This is a genomic window from Pectinatus brassicae (assembly GCF_014201835.1).
GTDB lineage: Bacteria > Bacillota > Negativicutes > Selenomonadales > Selenomonadaceae > Pectinatus > Pectinatus brassicae.
This window is the reverse complement of record NZ_JACHFH010000006.1, coordinates 77,184-100,539: the sequence shown is the minus strand read 5'-3', so window position 1 is coordinate 100,539 and position 23,356 is coordinate 77,184. Positions and strand designations below refer to the sequence as shown.

At 37.6% G+C, this 23,356-nt stretch carries 18 protein-coding genes and 1 pseudogene; 11 read left to right on the top strand and 8 right to left on the bottom strand.

Features of this window, described 5'->3' with window-relative positions; translation table 11 throughout:
- The 4 genes and pseudogenes from tnpB to srlE form a co-directional block, all read left to right on the top strand.
- On the top strand, positions 1-1,102 hold a 1,102-nt coding region (gene tnpB / locus HNR32_RS03655; protein WP_183859766.1), incomplete at its 5' end, for an IS200/IS605 family element RNA-guided endonuclease TnpB.
- A gap of 122 nt (positions 1,103-1,224) precedes the next feature.
- Positions 1,225-1,953, top strand: a pseudogene (locus HNR32_RS03650) (ATP-binding cassette domain-containing protein); the annotation flags it as partial.
- Between the two features lie 273 nt (positions 1,954-2,226).
- Positions 2,227-2,736 carry a PTS glucitol/sorbitol transporter subunit IIC gene (gene srlA, locus HNR32_RS03645; protein WP_183859763.1) on the top strand — a complete coding sequence of 170 codons (510 nt, stop codon included), beginning with the start codon at positions 2,227-2,229 and terminating at the stop codon, positions 2,734-2,736.
- A gap of 32 nt (positions 2,737-2,768) precedes the next feature.
- The gene (gene srlE, locus HNR32_RS03640; RefSeq protein WP_183859761.1) at positions 2,769-3,773 is read left to right on the top strand and encodes a PTS glucitol/sorbitol transporter subunit IIB; all 1,005 of its coding nucleotides are present in this window, start codon (positions 2,769-2,771) and stop codon (positions 3,771-3,773) included.
- A gap of 62 nt (positions 3,774-3,835) precedes the next feature.
- Here srlE and uvrB read toward each other — a convergent pair whose 3' ends face one another.
- The 8 genes from uvrB to map form a co-directional block, all read right to left on the bottom strand.
- Positions 3,836-5,857: an excinuclease ABC subunit UvrB gene (uvrB, locus tag HNR32_RS03635; protein WP_183859759.1), complete on the bottom strand. Its 2,022-nt coding sequence runs from the start codon at positions 5,855-5,857 to the stop codon at positions 3,836-3,838.
- A gap of 66 nt (positions 5,858-5,923) precedes the next feature.
- The gene (fusA, locus tag HNR32_RS03630; protein ID WP_183859757.1) at positions 5,924-7,978 is read right to left on the bottom strand and encodes an elongation factor G; all 2,055 of its coding nucleotides are present in this window, start codon (positions 7,976-7,978) and stop codon (positions 5,924-5,926) included.
- Positions 7,979-8,156: 178 nt separating this feature from the next.
- Positions 8,157-8,678 (bottom strand): sugar-binding domain-containing protein, encoded by a 522-nt coding sequence (locus tag HNR32_RS03625; RefSeq protein ID WP_260162435.1) that lies wholly within the window; start codon positions 8,676-8,678, stop codon positions 8,157-8,159.
- Positions 8,679-9,022: 344 nt separating this feature from the next.
- On the bottom strand, positions 9,023-10,177 hold the full coding sequence (locus HNR32_RS03620; RefSeq protein ID WP_183859753.1) for a S41 family peptidase: 1,155 nt from the start codon (positions 10,175-10,177) through the stop codon (positions 9,023-9,025).
- 35 nt (positions 10,178-10,212) lie between these two features.
- Complete coding sequence (locus tag HNR32_RS03615; RefSeq protein WP_183859751.1) at positions 10,213-11,337, bottom strand: murein hydrolase activator EnvC family protein; 1,125 nt, start codon at positions 11,335-11,337, stop codon at positions 10,213-10,215.
- Positions 11,338-11,348: 11 nt separating this feature from the next.
- Complete coding sequence (gene ftsX / locus HNR32_RS03610; protein WP_183859749.1) at positions 11,349-12,236, bottom strand: permease-like cell division protein FtsX; 888 nt, start codon at positions 12,234-12,236, stop codon at positions 11,349-11,351.
- A complete protein-coding gene (gene ftsE / locus HNR32_RS03605; RefSeq protein WP_196611017.1) occupies positions 12,226-12,936 on the bottom strand; it encodes a cell division ATP-binding protein FtsE in 711 nt (236 codons plus the stop codon). Before ftsE ends, ftsX begins: the two co-directional genes overlap by 11 nt.
- Positions 12,937-13,081: 145 nt before the next feature.
- Positions 13,082-13,954, bottom strand: a complete 873-nt coding sequence (gene map, locus HNR32_RS03600) for a type I methionyl aminopeptidase (protein ID WP_183859747.1) — start codon at positions 13,952-13,954, stop codon at positions 13,082-13,084.
- 330 nt (positions 13,955-14,284) lie between these two features.
- On the opposite strand from map, the gene uvrC reads away from it, so the two are divergent.
- The 7 genes from uvrC (at position 14,285) to HNR32_RS03565 (ending at position 23,329) form a co-directional block, all read left to right on the top strand.
- Positions 14,285-16,108 (top strand): excinuclease ABC subunit UvrC, encoded by a 1,824-nt coding sequence (gene uvrC, locus HNR32_RS03595; protein WP_183859745.1) that lies wholly within the window; start codon positions 14,285-14,287, stop codon positions 16,106-16,108.
- A 68-nt stretch (positions 16,109-16,176) separates the two neighbouring features.
- On the top strand, positions 16,177-17,031 hold the full coding sequence (locus HNR32_RS03590) for a PHP domain-containing protein (protein WP_183859743.1): 855 nt from the start codon (positions 16,177-16,179) through the stop codon (positions 17,029-17,031).
- A 52-nt stretch (positions 17,032-17,083) separates the two neighbouring features.
- Complete coding sequence (locus HNR32_RS03585; protein WP_183859741.1) at positions 17,084-17,722, top strand: helix-turn-helix domain-containing protein; 639 nt, start codon at positions 17,084-17,086, stop codon at positions 17,720-17,722.
- Between the two features lie 153 nt (positions 17,723-17,875).
- A complete protein-coding gene (gene dpaL / locus HNR32_RS03580; protein ID WP_183859739.1) occupies positions 17,876-19,075 on the top strand; it encodes a diaminopropionate ammonia-lyase in 1,200 nt (399 codons plus the stop codon).
- A 24-nt stretch (positions 19,076-19,099) separates the two neighbouring features.
- Positions 19,100-20,284 carry a YgeY family selenium metabolism-linked hydrolase gene (locus tag HNR32_RS03575; RefSeq protein WP_183859737.1) on the top strand — a complete coding sequence of 395 codons (1,185 nt, stop codon included), beginning with the start codon at positions 19,100-19,102 and terminating at the stop codon, positions 20,282-20,284.
- Positions 20,285-20,381: 97 nt separating this feature from the next.
- Positions 20,382-21,746: a dihydropyrimidinase gene (hydA, locus tag HNR32_RS03570; RefSeq protein ID WP_183859772.1), complete on the top strand. Its 1,365-nt coding sequence runs from the start codon at positions 20,382-20,384 to the stop codon at positions 21,744-21,746.
- Entirely contained in the window at positions 21,743-23,329 is a 1,587-nt protein-coding gene (locus HNR32_RS03565; RefSeq protein ID WP_183859736.1) for an N-acyl-D-amino-acid deacylase family protein, read from the top strand. Before hydA ends, HNR32_RS03565 begins: the two co-directional genes overlap by 4 nt.
- Positions 23,330-23,356 lie beyond the last annotated feature (27 nt).

The window sequence follows — 23,356 nt, the reverse complement described above, 5'->3', positions numbered from 1 at the left end:
AGCCTTCAAATTTAGGATATATCCCAACAAAATACAGGAAATACTGATACAAAAAACATTTGGCTGTGTAAGATATGTCTTTAACCACTATCTCGACATGCGAATTAAAGCATATAAAGAAAATAACACAACACTTACCTATGCTAAATGTTCCAGTGATTTAACGCAGTTAAAAAAAGAGAACATCTGGCTGAGAGAGCCGGATAAATGTTCCTTACAAAACTCGTTAAAAGATCTCGATACGGCCTATCAGAATTTCTTTAAGCGTAAAAATGTTGGCTTTCCTAAATTCAAGTCAAAAAAGAACAGGCATAAATCCTACAAGACAAACTTTACCAATGGCAATATTGAATTTTTGGGAACAAGGATAAAACTTCCCAAGCTGGGTAAAGTAAAAATAAGAGACAAACAAATACCACAGGGCAGAATATTAAACGCTGTAATCTCACAAACGCCTGATGGTAAATACTTTGTATCTCTATGCTGCACCGAAGTAGAAAAACCTGTTTTTAAGCGAACTGACAACTATGTCGGTATCGACCTTGGCTTAAAAGAATTTGCAATTACCTCCGATGGCGACAAACATCCCCATCATAAATACCTCAAACAGTCACTACGAAAACTTGCTAAACTGCAAAGATGCTTGTCCCGAAAAACAAAGGGCAGTATAAACAGAAATAAAGCAAGAATCAAAGTGGCCAGACTACAGGCACGTATTGCAAATCAGCGAAAAGATATGCTGCATAAACTCTCGCTCAAACTTATAGAAAACTATGATGTTATCTGCTTAGAAGACTTACAAGTAAATAACATGCTGAAAAACCACAAACTTGCCCAAAGCATTATAGATGCCAGCTGGTCAGAATTTACCCGCCAGCTAAAATATAAAGCTCAGTGGTATGGCAAAGAAATAATGCAAATAGATAAATTCTATCCATCAAGTCAGCTTTGTCATAATTGTGGTTATCAAAACAAAGAAATAAAAGACCTTACTATAAGACAATGGGAATGTCCTGAATGCAAATCGCATCACGATAGAGACATAAATGCCGCCATAAACATTCGCAATGAAGGATTAAGAATTTTAAACACAGCAGTGTAATAACATATATAAGAACCGTAGGAACTACGGGGATAGCCTGTGGAGATAATGTAAGACGTGTTTTTTGCGCAACTATCTATGAAGCAGGAACCCCGCGACTTTAGTCGTGGGAGGTTCAGACGATAAGGCAGGTTTTCAGCCAGACGAGGGAAGCAAAAATACGCGGTTACAAGCCGGGACGATTTAGCTTTAATGTAAAAGGCGGCCGGTGTGAAGCTTGTCATGGTGATGGTATCATTAAGATTGAGATGCATTTTTTGCCGGATGTTTATGTGCCGTGTGAGGTTTGTAAAGGTGCCCGCTATAATAGGGAAACATTAGAAGTAAAATATAAAGGTAAAACAATATCAGATGTTTTGCATATGATTGTTGATGAGGCGGTGGAGTTTTTCCAAAATATTCCGCGTTTAGCCCGTCAACTGCAGACTTTGCAGGATGTTGGACTTGGTTATATGCAGCTGGGACAATCAGCTACTACCTTATCAGGTGGTGAGGCACAGCGTATAAAGCTGGCCACAGAGTTGTCCAAGCGTAGTACTGGTAAAACGCTGTATATATTGGACGAACCAACTACTGGTCTTCATACAGCTGATATCCATAAACTGATGGATGTTTTGCAACGACTGGTTGATAATGGGGATACGGTCGTAGTTATCGAGCATAATCTTGATGTAATAAAGACAGCCGATCATATTATTGACTTGGGACCGGAAGGCGGCGACAAAGGTGGTACGATTGTAGCGCAGGGAACACCTGAAGAAATCGTGAAAGTTAAAAAATCATATACAGGACAATTTTTGGCACCGGTTTTATTGGAAGGAACGGAACTTACTAAGAATAATAAAGAGTAAACGATAAAATAGCTGTTATCAAATAATATTGATAATGGCTATTTTTATTATTATAGAACAAAAAGAAAAAAGCATAGTAAAAATAAATATCTTTAACAATTGTTCTATATTCATAATATTGAAAATATAGTGAATATAACATATAATTATTATCAGAAAAATAAAATTAATACAAAAATATAAAATAATTAATCTCTTTGGCGGCGATTGAAATACTTCTAAGAAGTATTTTTATTTATAGTTATTATAATATTTATAGAAAAGAGGATTATTATGGAAATTATTGCAGCATTGGCAAATGGTTTTATTGAGTTGTTTAAGGCAGGGGCAGCAACTTTTGTAGCTTGGGTAACTGGTATTATTCCTTTAGTTATAGTCTTAATGACGGCAGTCAGCTCGGTTATTAAAATAATTGGGGAAGACAGAGTATATAGTTTAGCTCAAACGGCAACGAAATATACATTGACACGTTATACAATTGTTCCAATATTGGCTGTAATATTTTTAGTTAATCCGATGTGTTATACATTCGGCAGATTTGTCGAAGAAAAATATAAACCGGCGTTTTATGATGCGGCAGTAAGCTTTGTTCATCCGGTAACAGGGTTATTTCCTCATGCTAATGGCGGTGAATTGTTTGTATATATGGGGATTGCTGCCGGAATAAATCAACTGGGTTTGCCTTTAGGAGAATTAGCAATAAGATATTTTGCAGTAGGGATAATAGTGATACTAATGCGTGGTATAGTAACGGAAAAAATATATGCAATGATGAAAAAATAATTTGCTTTTTCTAAATAAGGGGGACTACATAAATGTATAAATCTATTTTAATAACTAAAGGCAAATCAGGCTGGGGCGGCCCGCTTACAATAACACCTACGGAAAAATGCCATAAAATACTATGTGTTACAGGTGGAGGGATTCATCCTGTAGCCCAAAAAATAGCAGAAATGACTGGCGGTGAGGCTGTTGATGGTTTCAGTACCGGAGCACCGGATGATGAAGTAATGGTAGCTGTTGTCGACTGTGGCGGTACAGCACGCTGTGGCGTATATCCGAAAAAAGGAATTTTTACAGTTAATTTGACACCGGTAGGAAAATCAGGACCTTTAGCCAATTTTATTACTGAAGATATTTATGTATCTGATGTTAAGGAAAGTTGTATCCAGTTTGCTGATGAAAGTGCAATCAATGCTAATCCCGCTCCAACGAAAAAAAGTCCTAGTGATACAGCTAAAACTAAAGCACAGGCCAGAGCCGAACTTGCAGCTATGAATAATGGCAGAAAGAAAAATATTGTCACGCGTCTTGGCATAGGTGTAGGCAGTGTTGTAAATAAATTTTATCAGGCAGGCCGTGAAACGATTGAAATGGTAATGAAAAATATCTTACCATTTATGGCATTTGTTAGTATGATTTTAGGTATTATCAGTGCATCAGGCATTGGTAATGTAATTGCTCATACTTTATCACCACTTGCCAGTACATTACCTGGTATGATTGGTATATCCATTGTCTGCGCCCTGCCATTTATTTCACCTGTTCTTGGGCCTGGTGCAGTAATTGCACAGGTTGTTGGCAGTTTGCTGGGGGTAGAAATTGGCCTTGGACATATTCCCCCGCAATATGCACTTCCGGCATTATTTGCTATAAATGCGCAGGTTGGTGCAGATTTTGTACCAGTAGGACTAAGCTTAGGTGAAGCTGAACCAGAAACTATTGAACTTGGCGTTCCAGCGGTGCTTTATTCCCGTCTTATTACGGGACCTGCTGCTGTAATTATTGCCTATTTATTTAGTATGGGATTATATTCTTAATAATGATAAAAAGAGGTTGACGCAGATTTTTAGCGTCAGCCTCTTTTGTTATGGGTAGGTTTTTATTTTTTTTCATTTTGCAGTTCAAAGATAACATCACGCAGTTCGGCGGCTTTTTCAAATTCCAGAGCCTTTGATGCTGTCTGCATTTCTTTAGTCAGTGTGGCAATGAGTTTTTGCTTTTCTTTAGCAGTCATTTTTAGTTTTTTCTTACCTGCTTTATATGCTGTTTTGTTTTCGGCAACCATAGTTGTTTCAATGAGATTTTTAACTTTTTTCTCAATGGTCTTAGGGGTGATGCCATGTTTTTTATTATAGTCATTTTGTATGATGCGGCGGCGTTCGGTTTCATCCATAGCACGCCGCATGGAATCGGTTATACGATCAGCATAAAGTATTACCGTACCATTGGCATTGCGGGCAGCACGACCAATGGTTTGAATGAGTGATGTTTCTGAGCGTAAAAAACCTTCTTTATCGGCATCAAGGATAGCGACGAGGGATACTTCCGGCATATCAAGACCTTCGCGCAATAGATTAATGCCAACAAGTACATCAAATACGCCCAAGCGCAGGTCCCTGATTATTTCAGCTCGTTCCATGGTGGCGATATCTGAATGGAGATATCGGACTTTTATGCCCATTTCAGTAAGGTAATCAGTCAGATTTTCAGCCATTTTTTTAGTAAGGGTGGTAACTAAAACACGTTCTTTTTTTGTCATGCGAATTTTGATTTCACTTAATAAATCATCCATTTGACCTGTAAGGGGACGGACTTCAATTTGTGGGTCAAGCAGACCGGTAGGACGTATTATCTGTTCAACAACCTGATTGGCTTGAGCAAGTTCATAAGCGGCAGGTGTTGCTGATACATAGATGATTTGATTGATGCGTTCAACAAATTCTTCAAAACGCAGGGGACGGTTGTCAAAGGCTGAGGGCAGACGAAAACCATTGTCAACTAATGATTCTTTGCGTGAACGGTCACCGGCATACATGGCGCGTACCTGAGGCATGGTAACATGTGATTCATCAATAACTATAAGAAAATCTTCGGGGAAATAATCCAAAAGAGTATAAGGAGAATCGCCTTTGTTGCGTCCGGTCAGATGGCGGGAATAGTTTTCAATGCCAGAGCAATAGCCCATTTCCTGCATTATTTCAAGGTCGTAATTAGTGCGCTGTTTAATGCGCTGAGCTTCGACCAGTTTATTATTATCCTCGAAATATTTTACCTGTTCATTTAATTCTTCTTCAATGGTTTTTACGGCACGCTCCATATTGTCAGGTGAGGTTACATAATGGGATGCCGGAAAAATAGTGATGCTTTTTCGTTCGCCTAATATTTCACCGGTTAATGGGTCGAATTCACTGATACGGTCAATTTCATCACCGAATAGTTCAATACGAACAGCTCGATCTTGATAGCCGGCTGGATATATTTCCACAATATCGCCATGGACACGAAATTTACCGCGGATAAAATTGATATCATTGCGTTCGTATTGGATTTGTACTAATTTATGCAAAATATTATCACGGGGATATTCCTCGCCACGGCGCACCGATAATACCAGTTCATAATAATCTTCTGGTGAGCCTAAGCCATATATACATGATACACTGGCTACAATAATTACATCGCGTCTTTCAAATAAAGAGCAGGTAGCAGAATGACGCAGCTTGTCTATTTCATCATTTATTGCTGAATCTTTGGCAATGTATGTATCTGTTTGCGCAATATAGGCCTCGGGTTGGTAATAATCATAATAACTGACAAAATACTCCACAGCATTATTAGGGAAAAATTCCTTAAATTCACTGGCTAGTTGAGCAGCCAATGTTTTATTATGGGCAATTACCAGAGTTGGTTTTTGAACTTTTTCTATCATCTTGGCAATAGTAAATGTTTTGCCGGTACCAGTAGCACCAAGTAGTACCTGTGCTGTTTGACCATTTTCTATTCCGGCAGCTAAATCCTTGATGGCCTCTTCCTGGTCACCCATTGGTTCAAATGGCGCAACTACTTTAAAGGGTGTTTTATCGACTAAGTGAAGTGTATTTAATTTTGGCACAGTAGCCATAATATCATCTCCTAAAAAAAACCTACTATTTAAGTATAACTTAATAGCAGGTTTTTTTGAATAAGTTTAATTATGGTTTTCGATTATTTTACTGCTGATTTTTTCCGGTACCTCTTCATAATGGGAAAATTCCAAGGTATAACTGCCGCGTCCCTGTGTCTGTGAACGCAGTTCAGTAGCATATTTTATCAGCTCAGCGTCGGGAACTTGTGCTTCTATAATGCTGGTGCTGTGTGATGGACTTAAGGTGTTGATAATTCGACCGCGATGAGTATTAAGACTGCCAATTACAGTTCCCATATAGTATTCAGGTACGGTTATTTTTATCAGGGAATATGGTTCCAGCACAACAGGCACGGCATCGGGAACAGCTTTCTTTAAGGCCATTCCTGCGGCTGTTTTGAAAGCCATTTCAGAAGAATCAACAGTATGGTAAGAACCGTCAGACAGGTTTACCTTTATATCTGTCATGGGAAAGCCGGCAATGAGACCTTTTTGCAATGTTTCAATAACGCCTTTTTCTACTGCGGGAATATATTGGCGCGGTACAGCGCCGCCAAATATTGTTTCAGTGAATTCTACACCGTTATCTCGTTCATTGGGAGCGATTTCCAGCCATACATCGCCATATTGACCATGACCGCCGCTTTGTTTTTTATATTTGCCTTCAGCTTTGGCATTTTTTTTGATTGTTTCCCTATAGGCAATAGCAGGTTCACTCAAAGCTGCCTGCACACCAAATTTTCGCTGGAGTTTTTCCAGTGCGATTTCTAAATGGGTTTCACCGATGCCGCTGATACATAAATCACCGGTGCTTTTATCTTTGTAAATTTCAATGACGGGATCTTCTTCCAATAAACGGCTGAGACCTGAACTCATTTTATCTTCATCGGCCTTGTTTACAGCAGTTATTGCCAGTTTATACATGGGCTGTGGATATTCAGGACATTCATAGATGATTGGTGTTTGCTCATAACATAAGGTATCATTTGTCTTGCTTAGAGCCAGTTTGTTTACAATGACAATATCACCGGCAGCGATACGTTTAACAGCCGTTTGCTTTTTGCCGCAGGCTGAATATAAAGAACCGATACGCTCAGTTTTTTGGGCGGAAGAATTATAAAGCATACTGTTTTCACGCATCGTGCCTGATACTGTTTTTATGTAGCTGGTTTTGCCGATAAATTGGTCAACCACTGTTTTAAAGATAAAAGCAGAAAAAGCGTCTTCGGATTGACGTTCTTCCATTTCATCAGTAAGCGGGTTTATGCCGAGTGATTTGCGAAAATATGGAGTGGGAAAATATTCAATAATGCTGTTTAGCAGTTGGCGGAAACCAATGCAATTTTCGGCTGAACCGCATAATACAGGAAATATTTTGGCGTTTACAATACCCTCAATCAAAGCAGCAGCAGCTTCGGTCTGGGTTATTTCTTTATCTTCAAGATATTTATCCATAAGCTCATCATTGAATTCGGCAATTGATTCGATAAGCATATGGCGTGCTTCTTTTATAGCAGCATTCATATAAGGCGGTATATCGTAAATCTGGGTTTTGTTTTTAATAAGGACTTGTGTATTCATGGTGATAAGGTCGGCAACGCCATGAAAACTATCAGCTTCGCCGATAGGCAGCTGAATGGGAACGACACCTTTGCCAAAGTGAGCCCGCAATTCATCAATAGTTTTATTGAAATCGACGTGTTCCCTATCTAGTTTATTTATAAAAATTGCACGTGGCAGGGAAAGCTTTTCAGCATAATGCCAAACTTTATCTGTTTCTACTTCTACGCCGGAAGCGGCAGAAACAACAATTAAGGCAGCTTCAGCAGCATTCATTGACGAGATAACTTCACTGGTAAAATCAGGATAGCCGGGAGTATCAAGAAAGTTAATTTTATAATTTTGCCATTCACAGGCAGCTAGCGTGGTATTAATTGTCATTTGGCGGTTTATTTCTTCTGGCGTATAATCGAGTACTGAAGTGCTATCGCTGGTTTTGCCAAGACGGTCGGTTTGTCCCGCTTTATATAAGCAGGCTTCAATAATGGATGTTTTACCGCATTTACTGTGTCCGGCAACCACTACATTTCTTAATTGTGTACTGTTATAATCTGTCATGAAAACTCCTCCTGTCAATATAGTATATAATAAAAGTTCTCTGAAAATTTGTAAATACCTGTCAATTTATTTGGGAAATTATAAATTATACACTAAGCTGGAAAATTTTATTATAGTAATATTTTTACTTTGGAAGTTTTATGTTGAAACAGTATAAAATGGGTATTTATAAATAGTATTAGGAATATAATCCCATACTAAATAAATAGGCAATAATTACAGCGGCAGGACCAGTAATAAGACGGGAATAAAGCACAGCAGGAATACCAAGCTCAATGGTTTCCGGTTCAGCTTCACCCAAGCTTAAACCTACCGGGACAAAATCAGCACCAACCTGGGCATTTATGGCAATGGAATGAATATCATAGCGATTTTTATCGATACCGCCCATTGTTGGAACAAAAGTACATTTTAATGGTTCTACCTGACATTTGTTTTTTATGAGATTTCGCAGTGTGCGTCCCATGCCAATACCAACATAGTCGTTCTCATTTAATATACGGGAGAGAAATTTAAAAACTTCATTTGCCATCGTTTCGTCAACATCATCGATTAAATTGGAATTTGTTGCCGGGGTAACAATGACCTCTTCTAAATTAAACTTTTTTTCTAAGGCTCTTTCTAAATTGCCAAAGAGAAGATTATTTGGATTAATGACTTCTATTTTGACAATCCCTTGCTGGTGACCATTTTTTATCATGCGGGCTACCGTGGGGCGGGAAATTTGTAATATATCCGATATTTCTTGTTGGCTGAGCCCATCTTGATAATAAAGGCTGCAGCATTTAAATATAAGTCTTATATCATCAATTATTTTTTTCATAATAATACCCTATAATTTACTTATTTATGACTTTTCGTCCTTTTCTGATAATTATAATACACTAAAAAGATTACTTTTACAATAATCATATAGTAGAACAATTGTAAAAATATAAAAGTGAAAAATAATACTTTAACATTTGTTCTGATAAATAAAAAATGTAAAAGTTTACTATAAATAAAAAGAAGAATGTCAATTGCTGGCATTCTTCTTTTTAGAAATTATTTATTTATTTTTTTGTTTAATGTATCAATAGCTGTTTCTAATTGATTATCAGTCTGACCATTTAAATTAAGTTCTACAGGCACATCAGGGGTGATACCGATACCATCTATCGAACGTCCGCTGGGCGTATAATATTTAGCAATGGTTATTTTTAAAGCACGTCCATCATCTAAGGGGATTATCTGCTGTACGGAGCCCTTGCCGTAGGACTGGGTGCCGACAAGCGTAGCTGCTTTTGTATCCTGCAGAGCACCTGATAATATTTCGGAGGCACTGGCACTGTTTTTGTTTATTAAAACAACTATAGGGTATTTTTCCTGAGCTAAGTCTGATTTAAAAACTTCTTTATTGTTATTGCGGTCAACTGTAGAAACAATAACACCTTTAGGAACAAGCTGCTTGGCAATTTCAACACAGCTTGTTAAGATCCCACCGGGATTAGAACGTAAATCAATGATCAGTCCCTTAATGTTTTTCTTTTGTAAATCGTTATAGGCATCGGTAAATTCCTTGCCGGTATTTTCCGAGAACATGCCAATACGGATATAACCAATATTATCTTTTAAGACCTCATGACTAACAGTGGCTGTTTTGATGGTAGCACGAGTAAGCTCGACATTATTGCTGCCGGAATTATTTTTAATGGTTAGGGTTACTTTACTGCCAATGGGGCCGCGGATATGAGAAGCGATCTGCTCAAAAGAATAATTATTGGTAGAGGCTCCATCTATAGCAGTTATTTGGTCACCTGGTTTAAGCCCGGATTTCGCACCTGGTGTATCTTTTAAAACAGAGATAATATTAACAGTCTTGTTTTCTTTATTGTACTGCATTACAACACCAATACCGCCAAAGGAACCTTCAGTTTGCTCTAATAAGCGTTTATAAAGTTTTTGGTCCAGATAAATAGAATGAGGATCGTCCAGTGAATTGACCATTCCGTTTATGGCCCCATCAATTAGTTTGCCTTCATTAACATCTTTAACATAGTAGGTCTGTACTAATCGTAAGGCGGTAAAAAAGCGAGCTGTATCGGTAAACTTATACTTGTTGAATCCGAATAAGAAGTACAAGCCGGTAATAGTCAGCAGTGATGATACAATAAAAACAACGATAATTATGGCTGCCAGAATTTTTTTATTTAATTTCATCGTGCTCACTCCAATAGTTTTTGTGTATTTGCTGATTATAGATAATTTAATGGATTTACTGGTTCGCCGTTTTTACGGACTTCAAAATGGCAATGCGGACCAGTGGAGTTACCAGTAGAGCCACAGTAGGAAATGACTTGCCCCTGACTGACATGCTGCCCTTCGCTGACATTAAGTGATTGGTTATGTCCATATAAAGTTTGCAAACCGCCGCCATGGCTGATAATAACAGCATTGCCATAGCCGGATATCCAGCCAGCATAAATTACTACACCGCTGGCTGCTGCCCTTATTGGCAGACCATAGTCACCACCAATATCAATACCACTGTGGAAGATACGGCGCCCATATATTGGATGGGTACGCCAACCAAATGGTGAAGTTATTGGACCGGATAAAGGCCAAATGAAGGTGCCGTTGCCAGCAGGAATATTGTCACTGTGGCTGCTGGTATAATTCATTATCATTTGTTCTACCTGACGGGATGCGGCCATTAATTCATCATAAGCCTGTTCCGCTGTTTTGCGGTCGTTTTGTACCTTGTACAATAAAGCTTGCTGTTGATGTTTTTTATCTTCAAGAATATTAGCTTTTTCTTTAGCAGCCTGGGCTAATTTTGAAATCTGCTGTTTATCTTTTTCTAATTCGGCTTTTGTCGCATCTATGGTTGCTTTTTCTTTTAATATATCATTTATAAGATTATAGTCATAACGGATAATGCGCTTAACTAATGAGAGCCTAGTCAAAAAATCAGAAAAATCATTAGCACCAACTAATACATCTATGTAACTTATTTGTCCATGAATATAAATATCACGGATACGTTTATAAAGTATTTTATGACGTTTTTCCAATGATTTTTCGGTTTTTGTTAAAAGAGCCTGATTAGCATCTATTTTTGCCTGGGTAGCATCTAAATCTTTTTTTATTTTATTGTATTCAGCGGTAGCGGTATCAACCTGGATGGAAATTTGATGCAGCTGTTCAGATACTGTTGTTTCTTTTTGTTTGGCGGAATTTATTTGTTCTTTTTTTACATCAGCCTGCTGCTTAAGATTGCTTAATTTATCCTGTAATGATTGGGCATATATGGGGGCAGATAATGCTGAAAAAAATGTTATCAGCATTAAAACAGCAGTCAATCGTTTATAGAAAATCATAAATAATTCTCCTAGACTTCCAAAAATCTTTTAATTGAGATAGTGCTGCCTAAAGCACCAATAAAAATTCCACTGCATATTATTATGATGCTGATATAGGTAAGAAATGGATGAATTGGTATTAATGGGAAAAATGCCATCATATCATATATTTTTGCGGTTAAAGTGGTATAGGCAAAACGCAAAAATATCGCAGACAAGGCACCGCCGATAAAGCCAAGAACAATACCTTCCAATAGGAAGGGCCAACGTATGAACCAATCAGTTGCTCCTACATATTTCATAATAGCTATTTCTTTGCGGCGGGCAAATACAGTCAGTCGTATTGTATTGGAAATAATAAAAATTGTAGCACCGGCAAGAAATATTATTATGGCAAGGCCGATATAACGAACCAGCTTAGTTAGTTCAAATAAATGTTCGACAACATCTTGGGCATATACGGCACTATCGACCCCTTTGAATTTTTCAATTGTTTTTGAGGCAGTTTTTACAATGTTGGGGTTTGATACGGTGACCTCAAAAGCATCGGGCAGAGGATTGGTATTATCAAGCGCAGTGAGAAGATATTCCTGATCACCCAGACGGGATTTAAAGCGTTTTATTGCTTCATCTTTGGAAACATATTTTACGGCTTCAACACCAGATAATTTTTTTAGGTCTTCTTCGATAGTCGTGCGTTGCTGCTTAGTTATATTATCTTGTAAATAAACACTGATTTGAACCTGCGATTCTAAGCTTGAAGCCATACGGTTAAGGTTGGCAACAATAATTATAAACAAGCCAAGAATAAATAGGGAAATGGTAACAGTGCCAATTGAGGCTAATGACATCCAATTATTACGTTTTAAGGATATAGCTACCTCTTTTATAAAATATTCGGAAGTTCTAAATTTCATAGCCGTAGCCTCCAATTGATTCGTCGCGGACAATATGACCATTTTCAATCGCAATAACACGTTTTTGCATGGTGTCAACGATGGTTTTATCATGGGTTGCCATTACAATAGTGGTTCCAGCAGCATTGATACGCTGGAATATATCCATGATTTCCCAGGAGGTTTCAGGATCAAGGTTGCCGGTAGGTTCATCGGCTATTACTATAGCTGGATTATTTACTATAGCACGGGCAATAGCTACGCGCTGCTGTTCACCACCGGATAATTGATTAGGAAAGCATTTATATTTTTCACGCAGGCCAACAACATCGAGAACACTATTAACACTGCGTAAAATAAGCCGCCTTGGTGATTCAATAACGCGCATGGCAAAAGCAACATTTTCGTAAACGGTTTTGTTGGGTAATAAGCGGTAATCTTGAAAGATAACACCTAAGCTGCGACGCAAATAGGGAATGTCGTGGTTATCCATGTTTTTAATATTATAGCCATTTATTGTTACTGTGCCGGCAGTAGGGGTGATTTCCCGCAGTAGTAGTTTTATAAATGATGATTTTCCTGCACCGCTGGTACCTACGATAAAAACAAATTCGCCGCGTTTAATGCTGATATTAATATTATCAAGAGCAACTGCGCCATTGTCATATACTTTAGAAACGTCTTTCATTTTTATGACATTTATTTCATGAGGTGAATTCATTAAAAATGTTCTCCTTAATTAAGATAAAGTAATCTTTATCTATTTTAGCACAAATACAGTTTGAGACGTTAGTATTTTAGAAAAGATAAAGCAAGAACTTTAGAAAAAGTCTTGCTTTACAATAACAATATATTTTTTACAAAAATCAATAAGCCAATATTTCTACGCCAGTTTCGGTGATTAGTATAGTTTTTTCCCATTGCGCGGAGAGTTTACTATCGCGTGTATATACTGTCCAGCCATCTTTTTCATCGGTATATACATCATAAGTGCCTTCATTTATCATTGGTTCGACGGTAAGAACCATACCAGGGACAAGCAGCATACCGGTATTTTTTTCACCAGAATGGTTTACAAATGGTTCTTCATGAAATTTTTTGCCGACGCCATGTCCGCCAAGTGCGGTAACTACAGAGTAATTATTGTTATGGGCATGTTTTTTTATTACATCACCAATATCACCAACAAAATGCCAAGGTTTGGCAGCCAAAATACCGAGCTCCATGCATTCTTTGGTAACTTCTACAAGTTTTTTGGCTTCAGGGCTGACTTCTCCAATCATGAACATGCGCGAGGCATCAGCAAAATAACCATCAAGAATTGTGGTAATATCAACATTGACAATATCACCGTCTTTTAGGATAGTTTTTTTTGAGGGAATGCCGTGACAGACAACATTGTTTATTGAAATACAGATGCTTTTAGGATAGCCGGCATAATCAAGACAAGCGGGAATACCACCATTATCAACGATGAATTTATGTGCCATATCATTGAGGGTAAGTGTATCCATCCCAGGTTTAATGTTGTCAGCAATTAAATCAAGGGCAGCATTGTTTATCAGACCGCTTTTACGAATCCCTTCAATATCTTTGTCATTTTTTATTATCTCATGCGGCGGTTTTATCTGACCTCTTTTAGGATTAAATTTCATAGCGGCAATGCGTTCATCAAAGTCAAGATGACAGCGTTTATATTTGAGACCGCTGCCGCACCAGCAAGGATCATTTCTATGCAAGGTTTATTCCTCCATTAATTATTGATTTGGGTATATATATATAGTATATTAAAATTGTTGTTTATACAACCGTGTTTTAATTTATAGAAGTTGAAAAGCTATTTCTAATTTGATGTGAAGTTTGGGAGATATTGTTTTAGCTAGTTGAATTTTAGATGTCTGAAAGGCTCCCCTTGAGGGGAGCTGGCAGCAAAGCTGCCTGAGGGGTTAACCCTTCCGACTTGACTTTGTCAAGCCACCTTCCCTACAGGGAAGGCTTAAAACCATACTATTTTGTTAACTAGCATAATGTGGAATAATTAAAAATTCAACTATAGGATAGGATTAATAATGAATGAAATAATAGAACAAAAATTACAGCAATTACCGGATAATCCCGGTGTATATATAATGAAGGATGCCCAGAAAAAGATTATTTATGTAGGTAAAGCAGTAGTATTAAAAAACAGGGTGCGGCAGTATTTTCAAAGCAATAAAAATCATTCGGCTAAAGTCATTGCCATGGTTAAAAAAATTGCTGATTTTGAGACGATAATTACCGGCTCGGAAATTGAAGCATTGATATTGGAATGCAATCTGATAAAGAAACATCAGCCGCGTTATAATATAAGTCTGCGTGATGATAAAACGTATCCTTATTTAAAAGTTACATTAGCGGATGACTTTCCACGGGTTCTTATTACCAGGCGGATACTAAAGGATGGCGCTCGTTACTTTGGACCATATACAAATGTGGGGGCAGTCAGGGAAAGTCTGCGATTGCTGCGGAAATCTTTTCCTCTGCGCACCTGCCGCAATATGAATGTTGACCGACCTTGTCTTGAATATCATATAAAAAGATGTTTGGCACCATGTGCAGGCAAAATTGGCAAACAGGCATATGGGGAAATGGTTAAGGCAATAATTTTATTTTTGGACGGGAAAAGTGATATTTTAGAAAAGAATTTGCAGCAGCGCATGGAAAAGGCAGCAGAAAATCTCCAATTTGAACTGGCAGCATCATTACGTGACCAATTGACTGCTGTACGCAAGACAACGGAAAAACAAAAAATAATGACTGATGGCGGTGACCAAGATGCTGTTGGGATGGCTCGCTCGTCATTTGGTGTTTGTATGCAGGTTTTTTATATACGTGGTGGCAAAATGACCGGACGCAGTCATTTTATCCTTAAAAACAGCGATGATGAAACTGATGCAGCGTTACTTAAAGCCTTTTTGCAGCAGTACTATAATCAGGCTTCATCAGTTCCCAAAGAAGTGTTATTGCCGCAAATGCCAGAAGAACAAGATTTGCTGGAAAACTGGCTGGCAGAGGTAAAGGGGAATAAAGTAGATATTATTGTGCCACAGCGCGGAATGAAAAAGGATCTTATAAAAATGGCTGAGGAAAATGCTGAAAAATTTCTTAAAGATGAAGAAGAAAGAAGTGTAAAAAAAGCTGCCCAAACCAGCGGAGCTGTTGCAGAATTGGGAAAATACCTAAAGCTTTCCCATTTGCCGCGCCGTATGGAGTGCTTTGATATTTCACATATACAAGGCTCTGAAACAGTGGCATCAATGGTAGTATTTGAAGATGGTGCTCCCAAAAAATCTGATTACCGTCGCTTTAAAATAAAATCAACAGAGGGTAAGCCGGATGATTTCCTATCAATGCGGGAAGTTACTAAAAGACGTTATGGAAAAATTGATTCAGCAGATATGCCGGACCTTATAATTATTGATGGTGGTAAAGGACAGCTAAGTTCAGCGTTAGAGATAATACGAGGTGCTGGACATTTAACTGTGCCGGTAGTAGGACTTGCTAAGCAGTTTGAATATATATTTATTGAAGGAGAAAGTGAGCCTGTTATTTTACCGCGTCATGGTGAAGCTTTATATATGGTGCAGAGAATTCGAGATGAGGCCCATCGTTTTGCCATTACTTATCATAGAAAATTACGCAGCAAACGTAATATGGTTTCCATATTGGACCATATTGATGGTATTGGTCCTAAAAGAAGAAAAATTTTGTGGGATCATTTTGCTAAATTAGATAATATAAAAAAAGCGACAGTTGATGAAATGGCAGCTGTTAAAGGTATGAATAAACCAGCAGCGCAGGCGGTATTTAATTTTTTTGCAGCGCAGGACTCATTTGTAAACAAAAAGGAATAAGCAGCATAGGTTGTTTTTAAATAAACTATGCTTTACAATGAAGATATATTTAACAAAGGCGGGATAAAATGAAATGTATTGACTTACACGTTCACTCTACTATGTCTGATGGCAGTTTTTCACCCAAACAGATAGTTGCATTGGCTAAGGAACGTGATTTAGCAGCGATTACTCTTACAGACCATGACACAATAGATGGTCTAAATATAGCGGCTCAGGCAGCACAAAAAGAACATATAGATTTTATAAATGGTATGGAAATATCAGTTGATTATGAAGATCGTAAATTGCACATTGTAGCGTTGGGGTTTGATCCAGAGCATTCAGAGTTTAAAAAGTTATATCAAAAAATAAGATATAATAAAGAAAACAAAATGGAAAAGGTAATTGATATTATTCAGGCCAGAGGTGTAGATATCAGCCTGGAAAAAGTTAAACCGTTTATAAAAGCCGGAAATTTAGAGCGATATGCAATTATGCGTTATCTTGTATCAATAAAGCTATATGATAATATTCAGGATATTTGGGATAATTACTTAAACCCGGCGGTTGATGAGCTGGGTCTTAATAAAAATGTCAATATGGCAGAGGTTGCGTCGGCAATTACCGCTGCCGGCGGCGTAACATCACTGGCCCATTTTCATAAATTAATAGGGCTTAAAGGTAAGTCTCGTCAGGAACAGGAAGATACTATTGCTAAATTGCATAAAATGGGTCTTGACGGTATGGAAAAATATTATACTAATTACAGTGACGATGATAAAAAATTTGCTGCAGCTATGATAGAAAAATATAATTTATTATCTACCGGCGGCAGTGATTTCCATGGGGGAAATCGTGTAGGAGTAGAACTGGGAACAGGCTGTAAAAATAATTTACAGATACCATATGCTTTTTATGAAGATATAATAAACAAGAATTAATAAAATAGTCAGTGTGGAAGTTTAATAAATGTAATTTTGGGGTAGATATATAATGGCTAAGGAAAGTTTACTGCAGCAGATTCAACCGATAGTACAAAAGACAGCGCAGGCGATAGCTGAGGTTATTGGACTTGAGGTTGAGGTGGCTGATAATAATTTTATTCGCATTGCCGGGACGGGAAAATATAGTGAAAATTGTGGTGAAATAATGAATGCCGGTTTTGTTTATAATCATGTTATGCAGACCGGCAAAATGATTATGATTGAACATCCAGGCTACCATATTTTGTGTAAGCCTTGTCCGAATTATAAAAACTGTCCGGAATACACAGAATTGGCAGCACCTATCATTTTTCGCAATGAGGTTGTCGGGGTTATTGGACTCGTAAGTTTTAATGAAGAACAAACCAACCGTTTTATGGAAAATAAGGAGTGGATGGTGCAGTTTATTGGTAAAATGGCAGAGTTAATAGTAAGCAACATAGAAGAAATTGCTGAAGAAGAGGAAAATGAGGATGGAAATTATACAGAGCTAAACCTTGTGGATTTAGAACGACGCACAATAAAAAGAGCTTTAGATGAAGTCGAGGGAGAAGTACGCAAAGCAGAAAAAGCTGCTAAAATGTTGGGAATAAGCAGGGCTACCCTATATCGAAAAATACAGGAATATAATTTGACCGAGAATAGTTGATAGTAAGCTGCAATTATATATTGACAATCATTTCAAAATGAGATAATATAATCTCATAACGAGATAACGATACACTGACGGCAAAGGCGCCTGGAAAAATTAAATATTTTCCGGGCGTTTTTGTTTGCCGTGTGTAGGGAGGAAATTTTAATAATGCAGCTTATATCATTTGCACAGGACAAAAAAAACATAAATAATATTGAATTTTTAAATTCAGAGCATGCTGAAAAGGTATTGAATTTTCATAAGTCATTTCCAATGTACGAAAAAACCCCATTGCGGGAATTAAAGAATTTGGCATCGCATTTAGGGGTGAAAAACTTTTTTGTTAAAGATGAATCATATCGGTTTGCTTTAAATGCTTTTAAGGTATTAGGCGGCAGCTTTGCTATAGGCAGTTATATAGCAAAAAAATTAAATATGGATATTTCAGAATTGCCATTTGAGAAAATGGTTTCTGATGAGATAAAGGAAAAGCTTGGTAATATTACTTTTGTTACAGCAACTGACGGCAATCATGGCCGCGGCGTAGCATGGACAGCTAAACAACTGGGGCAAAAGGCCATTGTATATATGCCTAAAGGCAGCAGCCTGGAACGGTTTAATAATATAAAAGCTGAAGGCGCTGAGGTTACAATTACTGATTTAAATTATGATGATGCCGTGCGCATGGCTAGCGAAAATGCTGAAAAATATGGCTGGGTTATGGTACAGGATACTTCCTGGGAAGGTTATCAGGACATTCCCCGCTGGATCATACAAGGGTATGGAACAATGGCATTAGAAGCTTATCAGCAGCTGTCGGAACAGCCAACACATATTTTTATCCAAGCCGGAGTAGGTGCACTGGCAGGAGCTGTTACGGGATTTTTTGCTAATGCCTATAAAGGAGAAGAAAAACCTAAAATTACCATAGTTGAACCGAATGCCGCTGATTGTATTTTCCGTACGGCTAAAGCGGCTGACGGCAGACTGCATTTTGTCGGCGGCGAAATGAATACAATGATGGCAGGACTTGCCTGTGGTGAACCATGCGATATTGGCTGGCGGGTACTGGAAAGTTATGCTGATTATGCAATATCCTGTGATGATAATATATCGGCAAAGGGAATGCGTGTTTTAGGCGCACCGATTGATAGTGATGAACGCATAATTTCAGGGGAAAGCGGTGCAGCACCAGTCGGTGCTGCTATTGAGATATTGGCAAATAATAAATACAAAGAACTGCGTGCAAAACTGGGACTTGATGAAAATTCAGTAGTATTGTGCTTTAGTACAGAAGGTGCAACTGATATAGAAAATTATCGGGCGATTACCTGGGATGGTAAAGAATGCAGCTGTGAAAATGCTTAAATAAATATTAAAGAAGGAATATATATGCTTAATGAACAACGTTCCCATGAAGTTATTGCTTTATGCCAGAAGCTTATACAAAATAAAAGCTATTCCGGTCAGGAAAATGAAGCAGCCGCTACTTTGGAAAGCTATATGAAGGAAAATGGTTTTGATGATGTAAAAATAGATGAATATGGCAATATCATAGGGCATATACAAGGAAGTCAAAAAGGCCCTAAAATATTATTTGACGGTCATATTGATACGGTTCCTGTGGAAGATGCAGGTAAATGGCAGTATCCGCCATTTGCGGCTGAGATTCATGATGGTAAAATCTATGGACGGGGTACTTCTGACATGAAGGGTGCCGTAGCAGCTATGGTCAGTGCGGCAGCTTTTTTCAGTAAAGATTTAAAGAAAAATTTTGCCGGGGATATTTATCTTGCCGGGGTAGTTCATGAAGAATGTTTTGAAGGTGTGGCAGCACGCTCTATAAGTGAATTAGTTAAGCCGGATTATGTAGTAATTGGTGAAGCCTCAAATCTTAACCTGAAAATAGGACAAAGAGGACGGGCTGAAATTGTATTGGAATCATTTGGTAAATCATGTCATTCTGCTAATCCGGATAAGGGGATAAATGCTGTTTACAAAATATGCCAGGCTGTTGAAAAAATAAAAAATATACAACCACCGCATCATGATGTATTAGGGGACGGGATTTTAGAATTGACGGATATAAAATCATCACCATATCCAGGAGCTTCAGTTGTGCCGGATTATTGTCGGGCAACATACGACAGACGGTTATTAACAGGAGAGACCAAAGATTCTGTTTTAGAACCAATACAAAATGTTATTGATGATATAATGAAAACTGATAATGATGCCAGCTATAAGGTATCCTATGCAGTTGGTAAAGAAAAATGTTATACCGGTAATATAATTGAAGGCGAAAGATTTTTTCCCGGCTGGCTGTACAAAAAAGATGATGATTTTGTCGAAAACATTATGGATGAATTAAATAAGGCAGGGTTTTCACCGGAGATTACCCAATATAATTTTTGTACTAATGGCAGCCATTATGCCGGTGAAGCTAATATAAAAACTATTGGTATGGGCCCATCAAAAGAAAATATTGCCCATACAGTTGATGAATATATTGAAATAGACCAATTAACAAAAGTTACACAGTGTTATATGGCAATAATGAAAGCTCTTTTAAAATAATTAATTGATCCGCTTTTAATTTCTTGGTAAAAAGAAAATTAAGAGCGGATTATTGTATATGTTGATAATAAAATTTTAGTTGGTGATTTTTGTGAAGATGATTATTAAAAATGGTACGATTGTAACGGCAAATGATAGTTATAAAGCCGATATTTTAATAGAAAATAGACAAATAAAGGCTATAGGAACAGATTTTGATACTGCGGATGCTCAGGTCATTAATGCTGCTGATAAATATGTAATGCCGGGAGCTGTTGATGTTCATACGCATATAGACTTGCAGGCTGGGCAATTTCATACCAGTGATGATTTTTTTACAGGAACAAGGGCAGCTGTTTGCGGTGGCACGACAAGTGTCATTGAGCATTTGGCATTTGGTCCGAAAAATTGCTCACTTCGTTATCAAATTGACAAATATAAAAAAAATGCTAATGAAAAAACAGTAATTGATTATGGACTGCATGGCGTAATACAGTATGTTGATGATAATGTGCTGAAAGAGATGGAACAGTTAACTGCAGAAGGTATCAGCAGTTTTAAAATATATATGACCTATAATTTTGCGCTTGATGATGCATCTATATTGCGTGTATTAAAAAAAGCACAAGAACTTAATGCAGTTATTGCAGTACATTGTGAAAATGATACCATGATAAATTATCTGCGGCAAAAATATGTCAGAGAGGGAAATATATCGCCATATTATCATGCGTTAAGTCGCTCTGATGACAGTGAAGCAGAGGCAGTGGAAAGAGTGCTTCATCTAGCCCATATAGCAGATGATGCTCCCATATATATTGTGCATCTGTCTACTAAAAAAGGACTTGATGTTATTCGGCAGGCACGCAGTAACGGTCAAAAAAATATTTATGCAGAAACATGTCCGCAATATTTAGTTTGTGATGCAGCATGCTATAAAAGGGCAGATGGATTGAAGTATGTTATGTCACCACCCCTGCGAAAAAAAGAAGATATAACAGCCTTATGGCGGGGATTGGCTGATGGCAGTATTGACGTCATAGCAACTGATCATTGTCCGTTTTACTGGAAAAGTGATAAACAGGCTGGGATAAATGATTTCACCAAATGTCCTAATGGCGCACCGGGAATAGAAGAACGTGCGATTATAATGTTTTCGGAAGGCGTTATGAAAGATAGAATCACACTTAATAAGTATGTAGAACTTTTATGTACAAAGCCAGCATGTATTTATGGTATGTATCCGCAAAAAGGGACATTACTGCCGGGAAGTGATGCCGATATTATGATAATTGATCCCAGTGAAAATCAAAAAATGAATATAAATAATTTACATGGAACTGTTGATTACACTTTATATGAAGGATTAAATGTAAAAGGGAAAATAATAAATGTTATAAGAGCCGGTGAAATTGTTTATGATGGCAATTTTACAGCTGATGCTGGGACGGGCAGTTTTATAGAAAGAAGAGTGCTGAAATGACAGTTTTACTAAAAAATTTGCAGATATTTACCGGAAGTGGAGAAGAGCCATTTAAAGGCAATATTCTTATAGAAAATGACCGCATAAAAAAAATTGGCAGTTTTATGATCAAGGCGGATGAAATTATTGATGGGCAGGGGCTTTGCGCTGCACCGGGATTTATAGATACACATAGCCATAGTGATTTAAATGTATTGATTAAGCCAGAACTTTTGCCTAAGGTAATGCAGGGGATTACAACAGAAGTTTTAGGGCAGGATGGTGTATCAATGGCACCGTTGCCGGAAAAATATATTATCCCCTGGCGTAAAAATCTAGCGGGTCTCGATGGTGATAGTGATGAGATAGACTGGCATTATAAAACCACGGAAAATTATTTAAAAATGATTGAAGATGCGAAGCCATCTATAAATGAATGTTATTTAGTGCCGCATGGCAATGTACGTATGGAAGCGATGGGCTTATCTGATAAGCAGCCAGACAGCTTTGAGCTGGAAAGAATGAAGAAAATATTGCAGCGGGAAATGCAAGCTGGAGCGTATGGTTTATCAACAGGGCTTATTTATATGCCGTGTGCTTATTCAGCAACTGAAGAAATCATCGAATTATGCAAAATAGTAGCTCAGTATGACGGTGTTTTTGTTATTCATCAGCGCAGTGAAGCTGATACTATTATAGATTCTATGCAGGAAGTTATAAGAATTGGACAGGAATCAGGCGTTAAAATCCATTATTCGCATTTTAAGGTTTGCGGCAAGAAAAATTGGAAATATATAGAAGATATGATAAATCTTTTGGATAAAGCACAGGCTCAGGGAATAAGGGTATCGTTTGACCAATATCCCTACGTTGCCGGCAGTACCATGCTGGGGGTGATTTTGCCGCCATGGGTACATGATGGTGGTACAGATAAAGTTTTAGAAAGATTGCACAATGAAAATGACCGTAAAAAAATGATCTATGATATAGAAAATGGTATTGATGGGTGGGATAATTTTATTGACTTTGCCGGGATGGATAATATTTATATAACTAGCGTTAAGACTGATAAAAATAAGGATGCTATTGGATTGTCATTAACTGAACTGGCCAAAAAATGTGAGAAAAATGCTTATGACGCGGTATTTGACTTATTATATGAAGAGGAAAATGCCGTAGGCATGGTTGATTTTTATGGAACGGAAGATCATGTGAAGTTATTTATGCAAAGACCGGAAATGAATGTGTGCACTGACGGTCTTTTGGGCGGAAAACCACATCCACGGGCGTTTGGGGCTTTCCCACGTGTACTGGGCAAATATGTGCGCGAAGAAAAAGTTTTAAGTTTGCAGCAGGCTGTATATAAAATGACGAAGAAACCGGCAGAAACATTGGGGATAAAAGAACGCGGGCAGTTAAAAGAAGGCTTTTTTGCGGATATTGTTGTTTTTGATGCTGAAAATGTAATTGATAAAGGAACATTTATTGAACCAATGCAATATCCAGCAGGAATAGAATATGTTTTTGTAAATGGACAAAAAACATTAGAAAAAGGAAAATATATTGCAAATAAAAACCGTTGTGGTAAAGTATTATATAAATAGACTTTAAAAATTTAAATATAGTAGGTA

Bases quoted from the DNA above. Each gene is read 5' to 3' on its own strand.
- srlA (WP_183859763.1), top strand. From the start codon at position 2,227: ATGGAAATTATTGCAGCATTGGCAAATGGTTTTATTGAGTTGTTTAAG.
- srlE (WP_183859761.1), top strand. From the start codon at position 2,769: ATGTATAAATCTATTTTAATAACTAAAGGCAAATCAGGCTGGGGCGGC.
- uvrB (WP_183859759.1), bottom strand. From the start codon at position 5,857: ATGGCTACTGTGCCAAAATTAAATACACTTCACTTAGTCGATAAAACA.
- fusA (WP_183859757.1), bottom strand. From the start codon at position 7,978: ATGACAGATTATAACAGTACACAATTAAGAAATGTAGTGGTTGCCGGA.
- HNR32_RS03625 (WP_260162435.1), bottom strand. From the start codon at position 8,678: ATGATAAAAAATGGTCACCAGCAAGGGATTGTCAAAATAGAAGTCATT.
- HNR32_RS03620 (WP_183859753.1), bottom strand. From the start codon at position 10,177: ATGAAATTAAATAAAAAAATTCTGGCAGCCATAATTATCGTTGTTTTT.
- HNR32_RS03615 (WP_183859751.1), bottom strand. From the start codon at position 11,337: ATGATTTTCTATAAACGATTGACTGCTGTTTTAATGCTGATAACATTT.
- ftsX (WP_183859749.1), bottom strand. From the start codon at position 12,236: ATGAAATTTAGAACTTCCGAATATTTTATAAAAGAGGTAGCTATATCC.
- ftsE (WP_196611017.1), bottom strand. From the start codon at position 12,936: ATGAATTCACCTCATGAAATAAATGTCATAAAAATGAAAGACGTTTCT.
- uvrC (WP_183859745.1), top strand. From the start codon at position 14,285: ATGAATGAAATAATAGAACAAAAATTACAGCAATTACCGGATAATCCC.
- HNR32_RS03590 (WP_183859743.1), top strand. From the start codon at position 16,177: ATGAAATGTATTGACTTACACGTTCACTCTACTATGTCTGATGGCAGT.
- HNR32_RS03585 (WP_183859741.1), top strand. From the start codon at position 17,084: ATGGCTAAGGAAAGTTTACTGCAGCAGATTCAACCGATAGTACAAAAG.
- dpaL (WP_183859739.1), top strand. From the start codon at position 17,876: ATGCAGCTTATATCATTTGCACAGGACAAAAAAAACATAAATAATATT.
- HNR32_RS03575 (WP_183859737.1), top strand. From the start codon at position 19,100: ATGCTTAATGAACAACGTTCCCATGAAGTTATTGCTTTATGCCAGAAG.
- hydA (WP_183859772.1), top strand. From the start codon at position 20,382: ATGATTATTAAAAATGGTACGATTGTAACGGCAAATGATAGTTATAAA.
- HNR32_RS03565 (WP_183859736.1), top strand. From the start codon at position 21,743: ATGACAGTTTTACTAAAAAATTTGCAGATATTTACCGGAAGTGGAGAA.